Raw genomic sequence first — 17,589 nt, 5'->3', positions numbered from 1 at the left:
GGAAAGAGCGCGGCCGGGGAGGCCGCGTGGCGTCCAGGGAGGGGTTGGCAGGGATGCTGGGAGCGATAGGTCTCGACGAGAGACAGGAGTCCGCGTACCGCGCGCTGGTGGCGATCGGCGCCGCGGAGGTGGCGGATCTGGCCCATCGGCTGGCGCTGCCCGAGCCCGACACCGAACGGGCCCTGCGCCGGCTGGAGCGGCAGGGCCTGGCCGCGCAGTCCTCGTCCCGTGCCGGACGGTGGGTCGCGGCGCCACCCGCCGTCGCGCTCGGCGCGCTGCTCACCCAGCACCGCCATGAGCTGGAACAGGCCGAGCTGGCCGCCGTGCTGCTCGCGGAGGAGTACCGCGCGGAGGCCACCGAACCCGCGGTGCACGATCTGATCGAGGTGGTGACGGGCGCGAGCGCGGTGGCCCACCGCTTCCGCCAGTTGCAGCTGGGTGCCGTGGAGGAGGTCTGCGCCCTCGTCACCGGCCGGCCGGTGGCCGTGACCGGGATGGACAACGAGGCCGAGGAGCGGGCGGCCGAGCGCGGGGTCGCGTACCGGGTGGTACTCGAACGCGAGGTGCTCTCGCTGCCGACCGGCATCACCGAACTGTCCGCCGCGCTGGGCCGCGACGAGCAGGTCCGGGTGACCGAGCGGGTGCCGACGAAGCTGGTGGTGGCCGACCGCGCCCTGGCGATGGTGCCGCTGACGGGCCGTGGGGTCGGGCCCGCGGCCCTGGTCGTGCACGCCAGCGGACTGCTGGAGTCGCTGATGGGGCTCTTCGAGGCGGTGTGGCGCGAGGCGCTGCCGCTCCGGCTCGGTACGGGCGGCGCGGTCATGGAGCTGGCCGCTCCCGGTCCTGACACCACCGACCTGGAGGTCCTGTCGCTGCTGCTCGCCGGCATGACCGACGCGAGCGTGGCCAAACAGCTGGACCTGGGGCTGCGCACCGTACAGCGCCGGGTGAAAGGGCTGATGGAGCTGAGCGGGGTGACGACCCGTCTCCAGCTGGGCTGGCACGCCTACGAGAAGGGCTGGGTGGCGCGCGACCCGCGGCCCTGAAGGCCCTGAGCGCGGGGCCCCCGGGACCGCCTCCGGGCGCGCGTCCCTGGGGCCGCCTCGGCCGGGGACTCATTCGTCCAGGGCCCGGGACGGGTGCGCCGCGTGAGGCATCCGTGTGAGGCTGGGACCATGACCGAATTCAGTGAGGCCGAGCGCGCGTATCTGAGGTCCCAGAGGCTGGGGCGGATGGCGACCGTGGATCCCAAGGGACAGCCGCAGGCCAACCCGGTCGGCTTCTTCCCGCAGGACGACGGCACCATCCTGATCGGGGGGCTGGCGCTGGGCACCACCAAGAAGTGGCGCAATCTCCAGGCGAATCCGCGGGTGGCACTGGTCGTCGACGACATCGTCAGCACCGATCCGTGGCGGGTGCGCGGGGTGGACATCCGGGGTGAGGCGGAGCTGCTGACCGGGCCGCACGACCTCGGTCCGCACTTCAGCGAGGAGCTGATCCGTATTCATCCCCGGTGGATCCACAGCTGGGGTCTCGACTGACCCGCACGCCCGCCGCACCCGCCACCCCTGCCGCACCCGCCACGTCCACCACCGTCGCCGGCGCCTCCGCGTGACCCGTCACACGGAGGCCGAGCCCGGCTCCCCGCCCGTGCCGGCGGGTACGGCGTGGACCGCGTCGAGAGCGTCGAACCTGTCGCATCCGTCGAGCCGGTCGAGCCGGTCGAGTCCGTCAGGTCCGTCGAGACGCAGATGCCGTGTCGCGTAGGACCGCCAGGGCCGCCACGCCTCGGCGTCGCGTTCCTCCTCGGGCCCCGCGTCCGGCGCCACATCCGGGTCGCCGAGCGCCCGCATCCGGATCAGCGCCGCGGTACGACGGGTCACCCCGGGCACGGTCAGCAGGGCCCGCTCGGCCTCGTCGCGGTCCGCTCCGGGGTCGAGCCGTACGGTGCCGTCGGTGAGCGCGGTGGCGAGCGGGCCCGCCACCGGGTCGGCACGCAGGGCCGCCGGTTCGGGGAACAGCCGGTCGGGCCGGCCGTGGGGATGGTCCACCGGCTCGCCGTATCTCTCGACGAGCCGCACGGCCGCCTCGTGGCCCACGAGCGCGCGCAGCGCGTACTCCTCGGGTTCGGCCGCGCCGGGCGAGCGCAGCCCGGGGCGGGCGGCGACGAGCGGGGCGAGCCGTGGGTCGGCGCCGAGCCGCTCGTCCACGGCGTACGGATCGGCGTCGAGGTCGAAGAGCCGGCGCAGCCGCTGTACGGCGGTGGTCAGGTCACGCAGCTCGGTGAGGTGGATCCGCGCCTCCAGCCAGCCGCTCCGGACGCGCGAGTCACCTGTGCCGCGTGGGTCGCCCGCGCCGCGTCGGTCGCGTGCGTCGCCCGTCGGCCGGGCCTCGTCCACGGAGACGAACCCGGGGCCGTGCGGCAGCCGCAGCGTACGCCGGTAGGTGCGGGCGCCGGGTTTGCCGGTGACCTCTTCCGTGTGCGGGAGGGCTTCGCGGGCGAGGAGGTCGAAGACCTCGCGGGCGGCGTAGGGACCCCGGTAGGCGAGCCGCAGCGGGATGCCGGTGAGAGGCGGCAGGCCGGTGGGCGACGCCCCGTCCCCCGGGAGCACCGCGGCCGGGGCCCTGGTCAGGGTGCGGGTGCCCGCCTTGGCCCCTGCCTTGGTAGCAGCCTTGGTACCTGCCTTGGTACCTGTCCCGGTCCCCGCCTTGGCCCTCGCCCCGGTCCCCGACTCGGCGCGCAGCGCGCTGGGGGTACGGGCGTAGATCTGCCGGATCGTGTCGTTGAACTGGCGCACGCTCGCGAACCCGGCCGCGAACGCGATCTCCGTGACCGGCAGCCCGGTCGTCTGGAGCAACACCCGTGCCGTGTGCGCCCGCTGGGCACGGGCGAGCGCGACGGGTCCCGCGCCCAGTTCGGCGGTGAGCTGGCGCTGCACCTGCCGGGCGCTGTAACCGAGGCGCCCGGCCAGCCCCGGCACACCCTCCCGGTCCACGATCCCGTCGCCGATCATCCGCATCGCACGGCCGACGACATCGGCGCGTACGTTCCACTCCGCCGACCCGGGCACGGCGTCCGGCCTGCACCGCCGGCAGGCCCGGAAGCCGTGGCCCTGGGCGGCGGCCGCGGTCGGGTAGAACCGAACGTTCTTCCGCTTCGGGGTCACGGCGGGGCAGCTCGGCCGGCAGTAGATCCCGGTCGTCTCGACGGCGAAGAAGAACGCGCCGTCGAACCGCGCGTCACGACTGGCGACCGCCTCGTATCTCGTCTCCTCGTCCATCACGGTTCCAGTGTGCGACGGCCCGGCCAGCCGGACTCGCGGATTTCGGACGCCGCGGTCGGCTTCCGGGCGCCGCGGTCGGCGCGTGCGCCCCCGGGCCGCCGTACGTGCCCTGCGCGCCCCCGGGCCGCCGTACGCCCGTACGGCGGCCCGGCTACGGGCGTACGGCCGACCACCCGCCGCTACCGGATCCGTCCGCGCTTGGCCTCCATGGCCGCGCGGCCCTCCGCGCCCTTGCGCTTCCAGTCCCGCCGGATCTCACCGCGCAGCCGGGCGTCGGTCTTCGCGACGATGCGCTGGTTCTCGCGCAGCAGCTTGCGGTAGCTCTCCAGCCGCCGCACGGACAGCGAGCCGTCCTCCACCGCGGCGAGCACGGCGCATCCCGGCTCCGCCAGATGCGCGCAGTCGTGGAACCGGCACTCCGCGGCGAGCCCGTCGATCTCCGAGAAGACCTGCCCGACCCCGGTCTCGGCGTCCCACAGCCCGACACCGCGCAGCCCCGGAGTGTCGATGAGCACACCGCCCCCGGGCATGGCGAGGAGATTCCGGGTCGTGGTGGTGTGCCGCCCCTTCCCGTCCGCGTCGCGGGTGGCCCGCACATCCATGACCTCCTCCCCGAGCAGGGCGTTGGCGAGGGTCGACTTCCCCGCCCCGGAGATCCCGAGGAGGACGCTGGTGCCGCCCGACAGCACGGCGGAGAGCACATCGATCCCCTCCCCCGTGGCCGAGCTGACGGCCAGCACCTGTACGCCGGGCGCGGTGTTCCGTACGTCCTCGGCCAGATGACCGAGGACGGCGGGGTCGCTCACGAGGTCGGTCTTGGTGAGCACGATGACCGGAAGGGCGCCGCTCTCCCAGCCGAGGGCGAGAAAGCGCTCGACCCGCCCGAGGTCGAGTTCGACGGCGAGGGAGACGGCGATGACCGCGTGATCGACGTTGGCCGCGAGGATCTGTCCCTCGGACCGGGTGGAGGCGGTGGACCGTACGAACGCGGTGCGCCGCGGCAGATACTCCCGTACGAACCGGGGATCACCGCCCGGGTCGACGGCGGCCCAGTCGCCGGTGCAGATCACCCGCAGGGGATCACGCGGCGTCACGAACTCGGTGTCGGCCCGCACCGGTCCTGACGGGGTGACGACATCACACTGGCCGCGGTCGACCCGTACCACGCGGCCGGGCACCAGGCCGCGTTCGGCGTACGGGACGAACGCGGCTTCCCAGCCCTCGTCCCAGCCGTACGGGACGAGCGGGTGCGACGAGGGGAATGCGGGCAGAGAGGAGAAAGACAAGGGGAACCCTTCACAAGGGTGGCCCCGGCACGCGCGTCGGCGCGGGAAAGAAGCAGAGGAAGGTCAGCCGGAGACCACGGGGGTGGGATTGATGAACTTCTCTTCCTGGGCAGCGCCCAGCGTGGTGACAGTCATCAATGTCCTCACCTCCTGATTCCTCGGTCCGTTCTGTTCCGATCCGAACTGATGCGCATCGGTCAGAACCGCGACGGCCCATGACCGACGTCGGCGGTCGGCCGTACGGCGCTCACCCTAGCCTTACGGGACGAGGCGGCGCGAGGTGATTAACCGGTCCCGTCCGCCGGTACGGCCGGGGCCGCCACCTCCGCGGACGCCGCCGCGTGGCACGCGCCGCGGCCGTCGGCGCGGGCGACGATACGGCCCGCCTCGACGCGCACGGCGGCCTCGGTCGCGTCGCTGACGGCGGGCAGTCCCGCCGCCGCGGCGAAGGCGCCCGACTCGTCGAACACCACTTGCAGCCGGGGCCAGGCCGAGGACGGGAACGCCTGGCGCAGGCAGTTGCAGAGGCCGGCGACGGTCAGCCGCGCCAGTGGCGCCAGTTCGGCGGGGTCGCCGGTGACGAGGACGGCGGTGATACGGGCGCCGGGCGGTGCGGCCCGTACCGCCTCTTCCACGGCCTCGATCCGGTGCAGTCCGAGAATCGCCACCACGCCGTCGTCCGTGAGCCGCGCGGGCTCGCCGCGTACCGCGTCCCGCACCCGCGGCGGGTCCCACGGCTCGTCGGTCGGCCATGCCTGGGTGATCACATGCGGGGGCGGCCACCAGTCGTGGAGCACGAGGCCGGCCACCTGCTCGACGGCGCTGACGACATTGAAGGGCTCCACGAAGCCGGGCGCCACGGCGGCGAGCCGGCTCGCGCCGTGCAGGAGGGTGAGCGCGGCCTCCGCGACCCGCACCTGACTTCCGGACCCGTCGTGCGCCTCGGGCGGCCGGAGGCGCTCCAGGGCCAGTCCGAGCAGGATCGCGTCCAGTTTCATCAACTGCGCGAAGGGCCGCCGGATCCGCCCCTCGGCGAGCACTTCCGGCATCACATGCGTCCCGAGCCGGGCCGGGCCGTGTTCCTCGTCGGTGTCGGCGAGCGGCAGCCGTGCGACCCATGCGCGGGCGAGCGCGCCGAGCGCGTCACGGGTGGTCCCGGAGGCGGCCTCGGCCGCGCCCTCGGGCAGGGACGCGGACAGGGACTCGAAGGCCGACAGGGACTCGGCCGGGGATACGGCCAGGGGCTCGCGCGGGGATATGGATCCGGCCGTGGACTCGCGCTCGGCGAGACCTGCCAGGACGGCGAAGTAAAGTGCCCTTTTCCCGGGGAAGTTGGAGTAGACCGCCCCGCGCGTCAGTCCCGCGCGTCCGGCGATATCGTCGACCTTGGCGTCCCTGAATCCGCGCTCCGCGAACTCGTCCCTGGCGGCGGCGAGTATCTTGGCGCGGTTGTGCTCCTGCAGCTCCGCTCTGCTGAGCCGGCCCATCGCCCTCACTCGTCCCCGCTTTGCTGTTCAGTGCCGCTTCAAGATACCGTGACCGTTCAGATGGTGATGTCATATGGTCCAACCATGCGACTGCCGCACAACCGTTGAGGAGACGCTTCCCAGTGGCACACATCGGTGACGGCGGCGAACTGCTGAGGTGCACTTTCTGCGGGAAGAACCAGAAGCAGGTGAGGAAGCTCATCGCGGGCCCGAGTCCCGTCTGCATCTGCGACGAATGCGTGGGGCTCTGCAATGAGTTGATCGCGGAGGAGCTCGTCGGCGAGCACGGGGACGGGCACTGGGAGCTGCCGAAGCCGCGCGAGATCCACGCCTTCCTCGACCAGTATGTCGTCGGCCAGACGAACGCCAAGATGGCGCTCTCGGTGGCCGTCTACAACCACTACAAGCGCATCCGGACGGATGAGCGCGCGGAGGCCGCGCACGGGGGCGAGCCGGTCGAACTCGGCAAGTCCAACATCCTGTTGATCGGTCCGACCGGCTGCGGCAAGACATATCTGGTCCAGACGCTCGCCCGGATGCTCGACGTGCCGTTCGCGATCGCCGACGCCACCGCGCTCACCGAGGCCGGGTATGTGGGTGAGGACGTCGAGAACATCCTGCTGAAGCTGATCCAGGCGGCCGACTACGACGTCAAGAAGGCCGAGACCGGGATCATCTACATCGACGAGATCGACAAAATCGCCCGCAGGAGCGAGAACCCGTCGATCACCCGCGATGTCTCCGGCGAGGGCGTCCAGCAGGCCCTGCTGAAGATCCTGGAGGGCACCACCGCCTCCGTACCGCCGCAGGGCGGCCGGAAACATCCGCAGCAGGAGTTCCTCCAGATCGACACGGCCAACGTGCTGTTCATCGTGGGCGGCGCCTTCGCCGGCCTGGAGAAGATCATCGAGTCGCGCGCGGGAGCGAAGGGCATCGGCTTCGGCGCGACGATCACCGGCAAGGAGGAGCGCGAGCGGCGTGACGTCTACGCCGAGGCGATGCCCGAGGATCTGCTGAAGTTCGGGCTGATCCCGGAGATCGTCGGCCGCCTCCCGATGGTGACGACCGTCCAGCCGCTGGACCGGGCGGCGTTGACGCGGATCCTCACCGAGCCGCGCAACGCGCTGATCAGGCAGTACCAGAAGCTCTTCGAAATCGACGGCGTGGAGCTGGAGTTCACCGAGGACGCCATCGGCGCGATCGCCGAGCAGGCGCTGCTGCGCCGCACCGGCGCCCGCGCGGCCCGCGCGATCCTCGAAGAGGTGCTGCTCAATGTGATGTACGAGGTGCCGAGCCGGGACGATGTGGCGCGGGTCGTGGTCGACCGTGACACCGTGCTCGACAACGTCAACCCCACGCTCGTACCGCGCGAGAAGCCCGCCCGCACCCGGGAGCGCCGGGACCGCTCCGCGTAGCGCACCGCGGGCCGGGTGGCCGGAAACCCGCCCGGCCGGGGAGCCTGTGGGGAACCCTTCCGCTCTCCGCGGTAGTTCTGGTGGCGTTCAACACCCCTATGAAGGAGTGGACGCCACGATGGTGTTCAAGAAACTGCTCGGAGCCGTCGGTGTCGGCGGCCCCTCGGTCGACACCGTGCTGGACGGCACGGCGGCCGTGCCCGGCGGCCCGCTGTCGGGCCGGGTACGGCTGCGGGGCGGCCGTACGGACCTGGAGATCGAGCAGATCACACTGGACCTGGTCGCCCGTGTCGAGGCCGAGGGACAGGACGAGGAGAGCGAGGGCACGGTCGTCTTCGACCGGGTCACCGTCGCCGGCGGGTTCACACTGGCGGAGGAATCGGAACATACGATTCCGTTCATGCTGACCCTCCCGTGGGAGACGCCCGTGACCGAGCTCTACGGCCAGCCGCTGGGCGTGGTGCTCGGGGTACGGACCGAGCTGGTGGTGTCCGGGGCTCGGGACAAGGGCGATCTCGACCAGCTCAGCGTGTCTCCCCTGCCGGTCCAGGAGGCCGTTCTGGAGGCCCTCGGCCAGCTCGGCTGGGGCTTCAGATCAGCCGATCTCGAACTGGGCCGCGTCAACGGCACCGACCAGCGGCTGCCCTTCTACCAGGAGCTCGAACTCACCCCGCCGGCGCACTACGCGCACGCGCTGAACGAGATCGAGGTCACCTTCCTCGCCACCGCCGGCGGGATGGATGTCGTCATCGAGGCCGACAAGCGCGGAGGGCTCTTCTCCGGCGGGCACGACACGCTCCACCGGTTCACGGTCTCGCACCACAACGTCCAGCATCTCGACTGGACCGCCGAGGTCGACAGATGGATCAAGCAGCTCGTCGACAGCCGCGGCGCGCGGCCGGGCCACTACGGCGGCCACTACGGCGAGCAGCACCACGGCGGGCAGCACGGTGACCACCACTCGGACGGGCATCGGTCCGGTCCCGGCACGGGTGCGGTGGTGGCCGGGGTCGCCGCGGGCGTGGCGGTAGGCGTGGTCGGCGGCATGGTGGCCGCCGAGGTCGTCGACGAGATCGGTGACGCGTTCGAGGGCGAGGAGGAGGACGCGGGCGAGGACGCGGGCGGCGACGAGTAGCGGCGCGTCGACCGCCCGTCCGTCCACCCGGCCGTCCACCCGGCCGGACGTGCGCGGGGCGGTGGCGGTCGGCCACCGCCCCGCGTGCCGTCAGCTCTCCCTCGTGTCCAGCCAGACCGCCGTGTCCGGCGGCAGCAGGGTGGTGTCCTGCCCGGCTCCGGCCGTCAGTTCGCCGCTCGCCAGCAGCGTCGTCGCCCCGGCGGGCAGGGTCAACGGCAGCGGCGCGCCGGAGAGGTTGACCCGGCAGACCAGGCCCGCGCCCTTCCTGAAGACCAGTTCGCCCGGGGCCGACGGCAGCCACGCGAAGCTCTCGTCGCCCAGGAAGCCCCGGCGCAGGGACAGCGCCGTACGGTACAGCTCCAGGAAGGAGTCGGGCCTGCCGGACTGGGCCTCCACCGACCACGTGCCCCAGTCGTCGGGCTGCGGCAGCCAGCTGCCGCCGGGGCCGAAACCGTACGAGGAGCCGGCCGTGGTCCACGGCAGCGGCACGCGGCAGCCGTCGCGGCCCTTCACCCGGTGTCCCGTGCGCTCCCACATCGGGTCGCGCAGCGCGTCCGCCGGCAGATCGGTGACCTCGGGCAGGCCCAGTTCCTCGCCCTGGTAGAGGTACGTCGTACCGGGCAGCGCGAGGGTCAGCAGCGCGGCGGCCCGCGCCCGCCGGCCGCTCAGGGCGTCGTCGGGCGCCGGGTCCCGGCCGTCGGTCCGCAGCCAGGCACGGAGGTCGATGCCCTCCGGCAGTCCGTACCGGGTGCGGTGGCGCACCACATCGTGGTTGGAGAGCACCCAGGTCGGCAGCGCCCCGGCCGAGGCCGCGCCGGTGAGCGAGGTGTCGATGACGTCGCGGAAGGAGCCGGCGTCCCACGGGCAGCGCAGATGGAAGAAGTTGAACGCCTGGTGCAGTTCGTCGGGCCGGGTGTAGAGCGGCAGCCTGGCGGCGCTCACCCCCGCCTCGGCGACCATGATCCGGGGCGGGGCGTACGAGTCGGTGATCTTCCGCCAGACGCGGTAGATGTCATGGACCTCGTCGCGGTCCCAGAAGGGGTGGTTCTCGCCGCTGGGCGGGGAGTTGAGGGGCGCGGTGTCACCGCCCCGGGTGTCGCGCAGCGGCGCGGTGAGGTCTTTGCGCAGCCCGTGCGCCACATCGATGCGGAAGCCGTCGACCCCGAGGTCCAGCCAGAACCGCAGGATGCTCTCGAACTCCGCCGTGACGTCGGGGTTCTCCCAGTTCAGGTCGGGCTGCTCGGCCGCGAAGATATGCATGTACCACTGGCCGTCGGGGACCCGCGTCCAGGCCGGGCCGCCGAACTTCGACTGCCAGTCCGCGGGCGGCTCGGCGCCGTCGGGGCCGCGCCCGTCCCGGAAGACGAAGCGGTCGCGGGCGGCCGAGCCGGGCCCGGACGCCAGTGCCTCGGCGAACCAGGGGTGCTGGTCGGAGCAGTGGTTCGGCACGATGTCGACGATCGTACGGAGCCCGAGGGCGCGGGCCCGGCCGAGGAGCGCGCGGAAGTCGTCGAGGGTGCCGTGCCGCGGGTCGACGTCCCGGTAGTCGGCTACGTCATAGCCTCCGTCGGCCAGCGGGGAGCGGTAGAACGGGGTGAGCCAGACGGCGTCCGCGCCGAGTTCGGCGACATGGCCGAGCCGGTCGGTGATCCCGCGGAGGTCGCCCATCCCGTCGCCGTCGGCGTCGGCGAAGCTGGGGACGTAGATCTGGTAGACGACGGACTCCCGCCACCAGTCGCGCCCGTGGTCTCTTCCGCCGTGGCCGCCGTGGCCGCCGGTGCCGTGGCCGCCGAAGCCGAAGCCGTCGCCGCTTCCGTCGCCGTCGCCATTGCCGTCCGGGAACGCGTGCTGAGTCACTGAAACCTCTCGTGCTGGGCTGAGGGGGCGCTGAAACTGTAGTGGTGCGGTGCGATCATCCCTTCACCGCACCGGACGCCCAGCCCGTCCCCGCATGCCCGCCCGACGGCCCTTCCCCGCGGCCGCGCCGTCTCCCCCGCACGACGGCCCCGCCCGTGGCCGCGCGTCGCGGCCCGGCGCGTGACACCTCGCGCGGAACGGTTCCCCCAGCTCCTCCGGGCGAGTGGCCGGCCCGCCGCCGAGCCGCCCGGCGGGGCCCCCGGCGCGGGCCGCTCCACCGTGCGCGAGGCGCCGCGCGCCGCGGGCGTCGCCGCGGCGCGCAGCGCCGTACTGACCTATCGGTTCGCCGAGTTCCTGCCCACGCGGCGACGGTGAAGCGGATCGCGAGCGGGTCAGCGGCCCAGTTCGCGCATCAGCTCGGCCTTGTTCATGGACGAGCGGCCGTGCACATTGCGGCGCTGCGCCTCGGCGTACAGCTGGTCGTACGTCGGCCCGGCGGCCCCGCTGTGCGAGCGCTGCCCGCCGCGCGTGGCGGACGCCATGTCCTGCGTCGACGTCTTGCTCGCCGTACGGGACTCCCCGGCGCGGGCCCGTTCCTTGTTCACGGTGCGTGCGGCGATCTCCTCCGACCGCATCGTGCTCTCGCCGCGCTTTCGCGCGCTGTCCTTGATGTCTTCGTACTGGCGCTCACGTTTGGGGCTGGAGCCTCGTGGCATATGGATCACTCCTCATGGTCCGTTTTATGGCGGATGGAGCGGATGATGCTCTTGAGGTCACCCTCCTACCCCCCTTCGGGACCGGCAACTTGATGGCGACGGCGGGCGCGGATGAGCCGATCCGTCCGGCACTGTCCCGCACTGTGCGGCGGAGCCCGCGATCTTCCCGCCGGTCCGACCAGTCGGTACGTTTCCGGACAGCCGGATCGGCAAGCGGGTCACCCGGCCCGCCCGGGGCGATGGAGGGGCCAGATGACACCACGCGTACCAGGCATACAGGGACACTGCGACGAACGGTTCACCGCCGTGCGCGCCGCGTTCGAGCGGAACTTCGAGGAGCGCGGCGAACTCGGCGCGGGCGTCACCGTGCTGGCCGGCGGCGAGCCTGTCGTCGACCTGTGGGCGGGCTGGGCCGACGGCGCGCGGACCCGGCCGTGGGAGCGCGAGACCCTGGTCAATGTGTGGTCGACGACCAAGGGTCCGACGGCCCTGTGCGCGCATCTGCTGATCGACCGCGGACTGCTCGACCCGGACGCGCCGGTCGCCGCGTACTGGCCCGAGTTCGCCGCGGCGGGCAAGGAGGCCGTGCTCGTACGGCAGCTGCTCGCGCACCGCGCGGGACTGGCGGGACTGCGCGAGCCGCACTCCGTCGAGCAGCTCTACGACTGGGAGCTGACCACGTCCCGGCTCGCCGCGACGGAGCCCTGGTGGGAGCCGGGCACCCGGTCCGGCTATCACCCGATCACCTACGGCTTCCTGGTCGGCGAGGTCGTCCGACGTGTCACGGGCCTGCTGCCGGGTGAGTTCCTGCGCCGGGAGGTGACCGGACCGCTCGGTATCGACTTCACGATCGGTCTGCCGGAGAAGGAGGCCGGCCGCGTCGCCGAGCTGGTACATCCGCGCGTGCCCCTCACCGCCGAACAGACCGCCGCCTTCGCCCGGATGGAGCCGGTCGCGCTCGCGGCCCTGGGCAACCCCGCGACCGGTGCCGACGAGGCCAACACGGCCGCGTGGCGCGCCGCCGAGATCCCCGCCGCCAACGGGCACGGCACGGCCCGCGCGGTCGCGGCGCTGTACGGGATCGTGGCCGGGCGCGGGCGCCTCGGCGAGCACCGCGTGCTCTCGCCCGAGACCGTCGAGCGGATCCGCGAGGGCCAGGGCCGCTGCCGGGACCTGGTGCTCGGCGCGGGTTTCGCGCATGACACGGAGATCGGCCTCGGGCTCTGGCTGAGCGGGGCCAACGGCTCGTACGGCCCCAATCCGAGGGCGGTCGGCCACGACGGCTTCGGCGGTTCCTGCGGACTCGCGGATCCGGAGGCGGGCATCAGCATGGGTTACGTCATGAACCGGATGGGTTCGCACATCGCCGACGATCCACGCAAGATGGCGCTGATCGACGCGCTGTACAGCGCGCTGTAGCCCCTACGGCGGCCGGCGTGGCGGCCACGCGGCCGGGGCCGTGGCCGGTGCCGCGCCGGCGACGGCCCGCGCCGCGGCTCTCCCCGGCAGCCCCCGGCCCACCCGCAGCACACGTCACACGGGTACGCAAGAGCGCCCTGCCGGTCGAATCACCGCTCCGTCTCGGGCCGTTGGGCACCCGTTCGACACCCGGACCAATGAAATTCAGCCATGATCAACACGAGAGCAATTCGGTGGTACGTCACATAAACGGGCGGCGGACGCGCATAGATATGAGCGATCATCGCCCTCCCACCGGTCACGCGAAACCGCTGCGTCATGCATCCAACACCCTCGGTGAAGCATGTGTGTTTGTGACGGCTCTTCGCGTGGCCGAATGACGCCAGGACGCAAACCCCCTGCCAGGACCGGGCTTTGACGGGTATTTGCCGGCGCTTTGCCATCGGCACAGGCTTTGCAGCAGCTCACGATCCCGCCGTCGGCCGGACCCGCGGACCCGGCCGACAGGCCGGTCCCTCGCGGGACTTCGAGGGGCGCGGAGGCCGCGACGGCCGGCCCCCGCAGTCGGTCCAGAAGTCGGCCTTGTTTCGAGAGCGAGCGGAGTCAACGATTCGGACCGTGCGGTTGACAGGTCCACGGCCAAAACCGAATGGCCATGGACGATCGCATCCCCAACGGCCTGCTCACCCACGGGCCACGCGGTTCCCCCACCAATGGAGGATTTTGTGACCTTCAAGCGCTTCTCCCCCCTCGGCTCCGTTTCCAGACGAGCCCAGCTCATCGCCGCCGCCTCCGGTCTGGTGACCGCCGTCGCGCTTGCCGTCCCGGCGGCCGTCGCCGCGCCCGCCCCGGCCCCCCAGCCGACCGCGGCGCAGTTCGCCACCGCCAGCGCCGCCATCGCCGAAGCGGACGTCGCCGGTACGGCCTGGTACACGGACAAGGCCACCGGCAAGATCGTCCTCACCGTCGACAGCACGGTCACGAACGCGGAGATAGCCACGATCAAGGACTCCGTGGGCGACGCCGCGGGCGTCACGGTCAAGCACACCCCCGGCAAGATCAACAAGCTCATCGCCGGCGGCGAGGCCATCACGACCAGCGGCAGCCGCTGTTCGCTCGGCTTCAACGTCCGTAGTGGCTCGACGTACTACGCCGTGACCGCCGGACACTGCACCAACATCGGCACCTCCTGGAACATCGGCACCAGGGCCGGTACGAGCTTCCCGACCAACGACTACGGCCTCATCCGCCACTCCAACGCGGCCGCGGCCGACGGCCGGGTGTACCTGTACAACGGCTCGTACCAGGACATCACCTCCGCCGCGAACCCCTCCGTCGGCCAGGCAGTCCGGCGCAGCGGCTCGACCACCGGTGTCCACAGCGGCACGGTCACCGGCCTGAACGCGACCGTCAACTACGGTAGCGGCCAGATCGTCTACGGCATGATCCAGACCAACGTCTGCGCCGAGCCCGGCGACAGCGGCGGCGCGCTCTTCGCGGGCAGCACGGCGCTGGGCCTGACCTCGGGCGGCAGCGGCAACTGCTCCTCCGGCGGCACGACGTTCTTCCAGCCGGTCGTCGAGGCCCTCAACGCCTACGGCGTCAGCGTCTTCTAAGCGACACCCTCCCTCGGACCGCCCGACGGGCCGCGCACCTGGTGCGCGGCCCGTCGTGTCGTTGTGCCGCGCCGGGGTGTCAGCCGGCGGCCGCCGCGGGCAGTGTGACCTCGAACCGGCAGCCGCCCGTCACATTGCGCACCTCGGCCCGGCCCTCGTGCGCCTCCACGATGCCCCGGACGATCGCCAGTCCGAGGCCCGCGCCGGCGGGCGGGGTACGCGCCTGGGTACCCCGCCAGCCGGTGTCGAAGACCCGCGGCAGGTCCTCGGCCGGGATACCGCCGCAGCCGTCCGTCACGGAGAGGACCACGCAGTCCGCGCGCCGTTCCGCCGCCACCGCGACCGTGCCGTCGGCCGGCGTCCGGTGGATGGCGTTGACCAGGAGATTGGCGAGGACGCGGGTCATCTCCTTGCCGTCCACCTCGACCGGTACGGCCTCCACCCGGCCCCCGACCAGCCGTACGCCGTGCTCCCTGGCGAGCGGATCGACGCCCGCGAGCGCCTCGCCCACCAGGTCGTACGCCGACATCCGGGTCGGCGCGAGCGCCAGCGCCCCGGCGTGGATACGGGACAGTTCGAAGAGATCGCCGACCATCGAGTTGAGCCGCTCCACCTCGGCCCCGATCTGCCGGAAGTAACGTTCCGGGTCCTGGACGACGCCGTCCTCCAGCGCCTCGGACATGGCGCGCAGTCCGGCGAGGGGCGTGCGCAGATCGTGCGAGATCCAGGCGACCAGTTCGCGCCGGGAGGTCTCCAGCGCCCGTTCGCGCTCCCGTGAGGCGGTCAGTCTGGCGCTGGTGGCCGCCAGCTCGCGCCCCAGCGCGGCGAGTTCGGCGGTGGAGGCGCCGTCGGGCGCGGCGAAGCTGCCGCCGTCGCCGAACGAGCGGGCGGCCAGCGTCAGATCGTGGCTGCGGGCGACCACCCAGCGCCCCAGCAGCAGCGCGGTGGCCAGCGAGACGACCGCGGCCATCGCCACGACCGTGGTGACGACGGAGAGGTCGTGGGCCGACAGGAACATCGCGCGGGCGACGACGAGCGTGCCCGCGAACATCGCGGTGACGGCGACGGCGGCGACGACGGTCAGGGCGACGGCGACCGAGCGGTCCCGCAGCAGCCGCAGGACCAGCGCGCCGAGCAGCCCGGCGGCGGCGGCGCCGAGAAAGGCCAGCAGCGCGATCAGCGCCATGTCACCCACGGCGCTCCCTGGTCCCGTCGGCGGGTACGGACACCGGCACGGGTGGACGTACGGGCCGGGGCGCGGTGACTGCGGAAGCCGCCGGTTCGGGGACCGGAGCCGGATCGAGGTACGGGGCCGGGGCGGGGCCCGGGGCCTGGACCCGATCGTCGGCGGGGGCCGGGACCGGATCGTCGGCCGGAGCCGCGTCGTCGGCCGGCACGTCGAAGCGGTAGCCCACCCCCCAGACCGTCCGGATCAGCCGGGGCCTGGCCGGATCGTCCTCGACCTTGCCCCGCAGCCGCCGTACATGCACCGTGACCGTCGACAGATCGCCGAACTCCCATCCCCAGACGTCGCGCATCAGCGTCTCCCGGCCGATCGCCACGCCGGGATGGCGCATGAGGTGGGCGAGCAGATCGAACTCGCGCAGCGTGAGCGCGAGCGGCCTGCCGTCCTTGGTGGCGCGGCGGCCGGCGAGGTCGAGGGTGATCCCGGCCCGGCGCAGCCCCGGCTCCGCGGTCCCCGCCGGGCGCCCCTGGTCGCCGCTGTGACGACGCAGCACGGACTCGACGCGGAGCACCAGTTCCCGGGGGCTGAAGGGTTTGGTGACATAGTCGTCCGCCCCTATCTCCAGCCCGAGGATCCGGTCGTCCTCGTCGCCGCGCGCGGTCAGCATGATCACCGGTACGGGCCCGGTGGCCCGCAGCCGCCGGCACACCTCCAGGCCGTCCATTCCGGGCAGCATCAGATCGAGCACCACCAGCGCGGGCGGGCGGGCGGCGGCGAGCCGCAGCGCCTCGGGACCGTCGGCCGCCCGGTCCACGGAGAAGCCGGCCCGTTCCAGATAGCCGGTGACGACCTCGGCGACGGTCGGGTCGTCGTCGACGACCAGGATGGAGTGCATACGTCCAGTCTCCTCGGGCGGTGCCCGGTGCACCGACCCTCCCCTTCTTACGAAACCATGACGGCCTCTGACGAAGGCATGACGGCCACGGCTCGCGGCACGTCCGATTCGTTCAAGACCCGCCCGGCCCGTGCTCCTACGGTGGGCGCATGAGCACTGATCCCCAGACCCCTGATCCCCTGGCCACTGCCGCTGTTCCGGGTACACCACGACTCGACGCCGTCGGCCTGGTCGTCTCCGACATGGCCGCCTCGCTCGCCTTCTACCGCCTGCTCGGTGTGGACGTCCCCGCCGGCGCCGAAGCCGCGCCCCACGCCGAGGCCACCCTGCCCAGCGGGCTGCGGATCCTCTGGGACACGGAGGAGACCGTCCGCTCCTACGACCCGGGGTGGACCCGGCCGCGGGGCGGCGAGCGGATCGGGCTCGCCTTCCTCTGCGCCGGCCCCGCCGAGGTGGACGCCGCCTACGAGACGCTGGTCGCGGCCGGGCACACCGGGCATCTCAAGCCCTGGGACGCGGTCTGGGGGCAGCGTTACGCGGTGGTGCTCGACCCGGACGGCCGCACGGTCTCGCTGTTCGCCAGCGCCGCGTAGGCGCCGAGCGTGAGCCCGGCCAGCTCGCGGGTCTCCCGGGCGAGATGCGCCTGGTCGGCACAGCCCGCGGCGAGCGCCGCGGCGGCGAACGGCGCCCCGTCCCGTACGAACGCCAGCGCGCGCTGGAGCCGCAGCACCCGCGCCAGGGTCTTCGGCCCGTAGCCGAAGGCGTCCAGCGAGCGGCGGTGCAACTGCCGGGCGCCCAGGCCGACGGCGTCGGCGGTGGCGGCGACCGTACGGCCCGCTTCCAGGGCGTCGACGACCGCCCGGAGCAGCGGGTCCGGCGGTTCCGCCGCGGCGGCCCGGCGCAGCGCGACGGCCTCCAGGGCTGCCGCCGGGTCCCGAGCCGCCGCCAGCCGGGCCGTCAGCCGGCGCACCTCGGCCGGTGACCACAGGTCGGCCAGCTCCACGCGCCGGTCGCGCAGCTCGTGCGCCGGTACGCCGAGCAGCGCCGGCGCGGTCCCGGGCGCGAAGCGCACTCCGGCGCAGTACAGCCCGGCGATCCCCTCGGGGGCGTACGCGTGGGTGTCCGGCCCCGCGACCAGCAGCGTGCCGCCGATCCACAGCAGGTCCATACAGCCGTCCGGCAGCACGGGATGGGGAGGGGAGCCGTCGTCGGCCCGCGCCGTCCGTGTCCAGACGATCGCGCCGTCCAGCCGCGACGTCCGTTCCTCGTACATACGGATCAGGCTAAAGCCTC

Annotated in this window: 16 protein-coding genes; 8 read left to right on the top strand and 8 right to left on the bottom strand. The window is 72.9% G+C overall.

The window, feature by feature from the left end:
• The first annotated feature begins 53 nt into the window (after positions 1-53).
• On the top strand, positions 54-1,046 hold the full coding sequence (locus ACZ7LS_RS10450) for a helix-turn-helix domain-containing protein (protein ID WP_382524673.1): 993 nt from the start codon (positions 54-56) through the stop codon (positions 1,044-1,046).
• A gap of 129 nt (positions 1,047-1,175) precedes the next feature.
• The gene (locus tag ACZ7LS_RS10445; protein WP_382524675.1) at positions 1,176-1,541 is read left to right on the top strand and encodes a PPOX class F420-dependent oxidoreductase; all 366 of its coding nucleotides are present in this window, start codon (positions 1,176-1,178) and stop codon (positions 1,539-1,541) included.
• A 78-nt stretch (positions 1,542-1,619) separates the two neighbouring features.
• Here the strand turns inward: ACZ7LS_RS10445 and ACZ7LS_RS10440 are convergent, their stop codons facing one another.
• From ACZ7LS_RS10440 to ACZ7LS_RS10430, 3 genes are all read right to left on the bottom strand, one after another.
• Positions 1,620-3,281 (bottom strand): Ada metal-binding domain-containing protein, encoded by a 1,662-nt coding sequence (locus tag ACZ7LS_RS10440; protein WP_385129431.1) that lies wholly within the window; start codon positions 3,279-3,281, stop codon positions 1,620-1,622.
• Positions 3,282-3,463: 182 nt separating this feature from the next.
• A complete protein-coding gene (gene rsgA / locus ACZ7LS_RS10435; RefSeq protein WP_382524677.1) occupies positions 3,464-4,570 on the bottom strand; it encodes a ribosome small subunit-dependent GTPase A in 1,107 nt (368 codons plus the stop codon).
• Between the two features lie 284 nt (positions 4,571-4,854).
• Positions 4,855-6,057: a TetR/AcrR family transcriptional regulator gene (locus ACZ7LS_RS10430; RefSeq protein ID WP_382665800.1), complete on the bottom strand. Its 1,203-nt coding sequence runs from the start codon at positions 6,055-6,057 to the stop codon at positions 4,855-4,857.
• Between the two features lie 122 nt (positions 6,058-6,179).
• On the opposite strand from ACZ7LS_RS10430, the gene clpX reads away from it, so the two are divergent.
• A complete protein-coding gene (clpX, locus tag ACZ7LS_RS10425) occupies positions 6,180-7,472 on the top strand; it encodes an ATP-dependent Clp protease ATP-binding subunit ClpX (RefSeq protein ID WP_382524681.1) in 1,293 nt (430 codons plus the stop codon).
• Positions 7,473-7,590: 118 nt separating this feature from the next.
• Positions 7,591-8,607, top strand: a complete 1,017-nt coding sequence (locus ACZ7LS_RS10420; protein WP_385129184.1) for a sporulation protein — start codon at positions 7,591-7,593, stop codon at positions 8,605-8,607.
• A 90-nt stretch (positions 8,608-8,697) separates the two neighbouring features.
• Here the strand turns inward: ACZ7LS_RS10420 and ACZ7LS_RS10415 are convergent, their stop codons facing one another.
• The gene (locus ACZ7LS_RS10415; RefSeq protein WP_385129182.1) at positions 8,698-10,464 is read right to left on the bottom strand and encodes a glycoside hydrolase family 13 protein; all 1,767 of its coding nucleotides are present in this window, start codon (positions 10,462-10,464) and stop codon (positions 8,698-8,700) included.
• 180 nt (positions 10,465-10,644) lie between these two features.
• On the opposite strand from ACZ7LS_RS10415, the gene ACZ7LS_RS10410 reads away from it, so the two are divergent.
• Entirely contained in the window at positions 10,645-10,839 is a 195-nt protein-coding gene (locus tag ACZ7LS_RS10410; RefSeq protein WP_382665806.1) for a hypothetical protein, read from the top strand.
• 17 nt (positions 10,840-10,856) lie between these two features.
• On the opposite strand, the gene ACZ7LS_RS10405 is transcribed toward ACZ7LS_RS10410, so the two are convergent.
• On the bottom strand, positions 10,857-11,180 hold the full coding sequence (locus ACZ7LS_RS10405) for a plasmid stabilization protein (protein ID WP_385129180.1): 324 nt from the start codon (positions 11,178-11,180) through the stop codon (positions 10,857-10,859).
• Positions 11,181-11,432: 252 nt separating this feature from the next.
• On the opposite strand from ACZ7LS_RS10405, the gene ACZ7LS_RS10400 reads away from it, so the two are divergent.
• Both ACZ7LS_RS10400 and ACZ7LS_RS10395 read left to right on the top strand, forming a co-directional pair.
• The gene (locus ACZ7LS_RS10400) at positions 11,433-12,599 is read left to right on the top strand and encodes a serine hydrolase domain-containing protein (RefSeq protein WP_382524691.1); all 1,167 of its coding nucleotides are present in this window, start codon (positions 11,433-11,435) and stop codon (positions 12,597-12,599) included.
• Between the two features lie 725 nt (positions 12,600-13,324).
• Positions 13,325-14,215, top strand: coding sequence for a S1 family peptidase (locus ACZ7LS_RS10395; RefSeq protein ID WP_382524693.1), 891 nt, complete (start codon positions 13,325-13,327; stop codon positions 14,213-14,215).
• 79 nt (positions 14,216-14,294) lie between these two features.
• Here the strand turns inward: ACZ7LS_RS10395 and ACZ7LS_RS10390 are convergent, their stop codons facing one another.
• Complete coding sequence (locus tag ACZ7LS_RS10390; RefSeq protein WP_382524694.1) at positions 14,295-15,410, bottom strand: sensor histidine kinase; 1,116 nt, start codon at positions 15,408-15,410, stop codon at positions 14,295-14,297.
• Complete coding sequence (locus ACZ7LS_RS10385) at positions 15,403-16,287, bottom strand: response regulator transcription factor (RefSeq protein ID WP_382666116.1); 885 nt, start codon at positions 16,285-16,287, stop codon at positions 15,403-15,405. The genes ACZ7LS_RS10390 and ACZ7LS_RS10385 overlap by 8 nt, the downstream gene beginning before the upstream one ends.
• Before the next feature lie 158 nt (positions 16,288-16,445).
• On the opposite strand from ACZ7LS_RS10385, the gene ACZ7LS_RS10380 reads away from it, so the two are divergent.
• The gene (locus ACZ7LS_RS10380; protein ID WP_385129177.1) at positions 16,446-16,889 is read left to right on the top strand and encodes a VOC family protein; all 444 of its coding nucleotides are present in this window, start codon (positions 16,446-16,448) and stop codon (positions 16,887-16,889) included.
• On the opposite strand, the gene ACZ7LS_RS10375 is transcribed toward ACZ7LS_RS10380, so the two are convergent.
• Entirely contained in the window at positions 16,829-17,569 is a 741-nt protein-coding gene (locus ACZ7LS_RS10375) for a helix-turn-helix domain-containing protein (RefSeq protein ID WP_385129175.1), read from the bottom strand. The genes ACZ7LS_RS10380 and ACZ7LS_RS10375 overlap by 61 nt on opposite strands.
• Positions 17,570-17,589: the final 20 nt, after the last annotated feature.

The organism is Streptomyces sp. NPDC039430, from assembly GCF_055639435.1.
The sequence above is the reverse complement of the archived record's forward strand: the minus strand, read 5'-3'. Positions and strand labels throughout refer to the sequence as shown.

What these genes read in the sequence shown, in the direction of transcription:
- ACZ7LS_RS10450 (WP_382524673.1), top strand. Translation starts at nt 54, where the DNA reads ATGCTGGGAGCGATAGGTCTCGACGAGAGACAGGAGTCCGCGTACCGC.
- ACZ7LS_RS10445 (WP_382524675.1), top strand. Translation starts at nt 1,176, where the DNA reads ATGACCGAATTCAGTGAGGCCGAGCGCGCGTATCTGAGGTCCCAGAGG.
- ACZ7LS_RS10440 (WP_385129431.1), bottom strand. Translation starts at nt 3,281, where the DNA reads ATGGACGAGGAGACGAGATACGAGGCGGTCGCCAGTCGTGACGCGCGG.
- ACZ7LS_RS10430 (WP_382665800.1), bottom strand. Translation starts at nt 6,057, where the DNA reads ATGGGCCGGCTCAGCAGAGCGGAGCTGCAGGAGCACAACCGCGCCAAG.
- ACZ7LS_RS10420 (WP_385129184.1), top strand. Translation starts at nt 7,591, where the DNA reads ATGGTGTTCAAGAAACTGCTCGGAGCCGTCGGTGTCGGCGGCCCCTCG.
- ACZ7LS_RS10405 (WP_385129180.1), bottom strand. Translation starts at nt 11,180, where the DNA reads ATGCCACGAGGCTCCAGCCCCAAACGTGAGCGCCAGTACGAAGACATC.
- ACZ7LS_RS10400 (WP_382524691.1), top strand. Translation starts at nt 11,433, where the DNA reads ATGACACCACGCGTACCAGGCATACAGGGACACTGCGACGAACGGTTC.
- ACZ7LS_RS10380 (WP_385129177.1), top strand. Translation starts at nt 16,446, where the DNA reads ATGAGCACTGATCCCCAGACCCCTGATCCCCTGGCCACTGCCGCTGTT.
- ACZ7LS_RS10375 (WP_385129175.1), bottom strand. Translation starts at nt 17,569, where the DNA reads ATGTACGAGGAACGGACGTCGCGGCTGGACGGCGCGATCGTCTGGACA.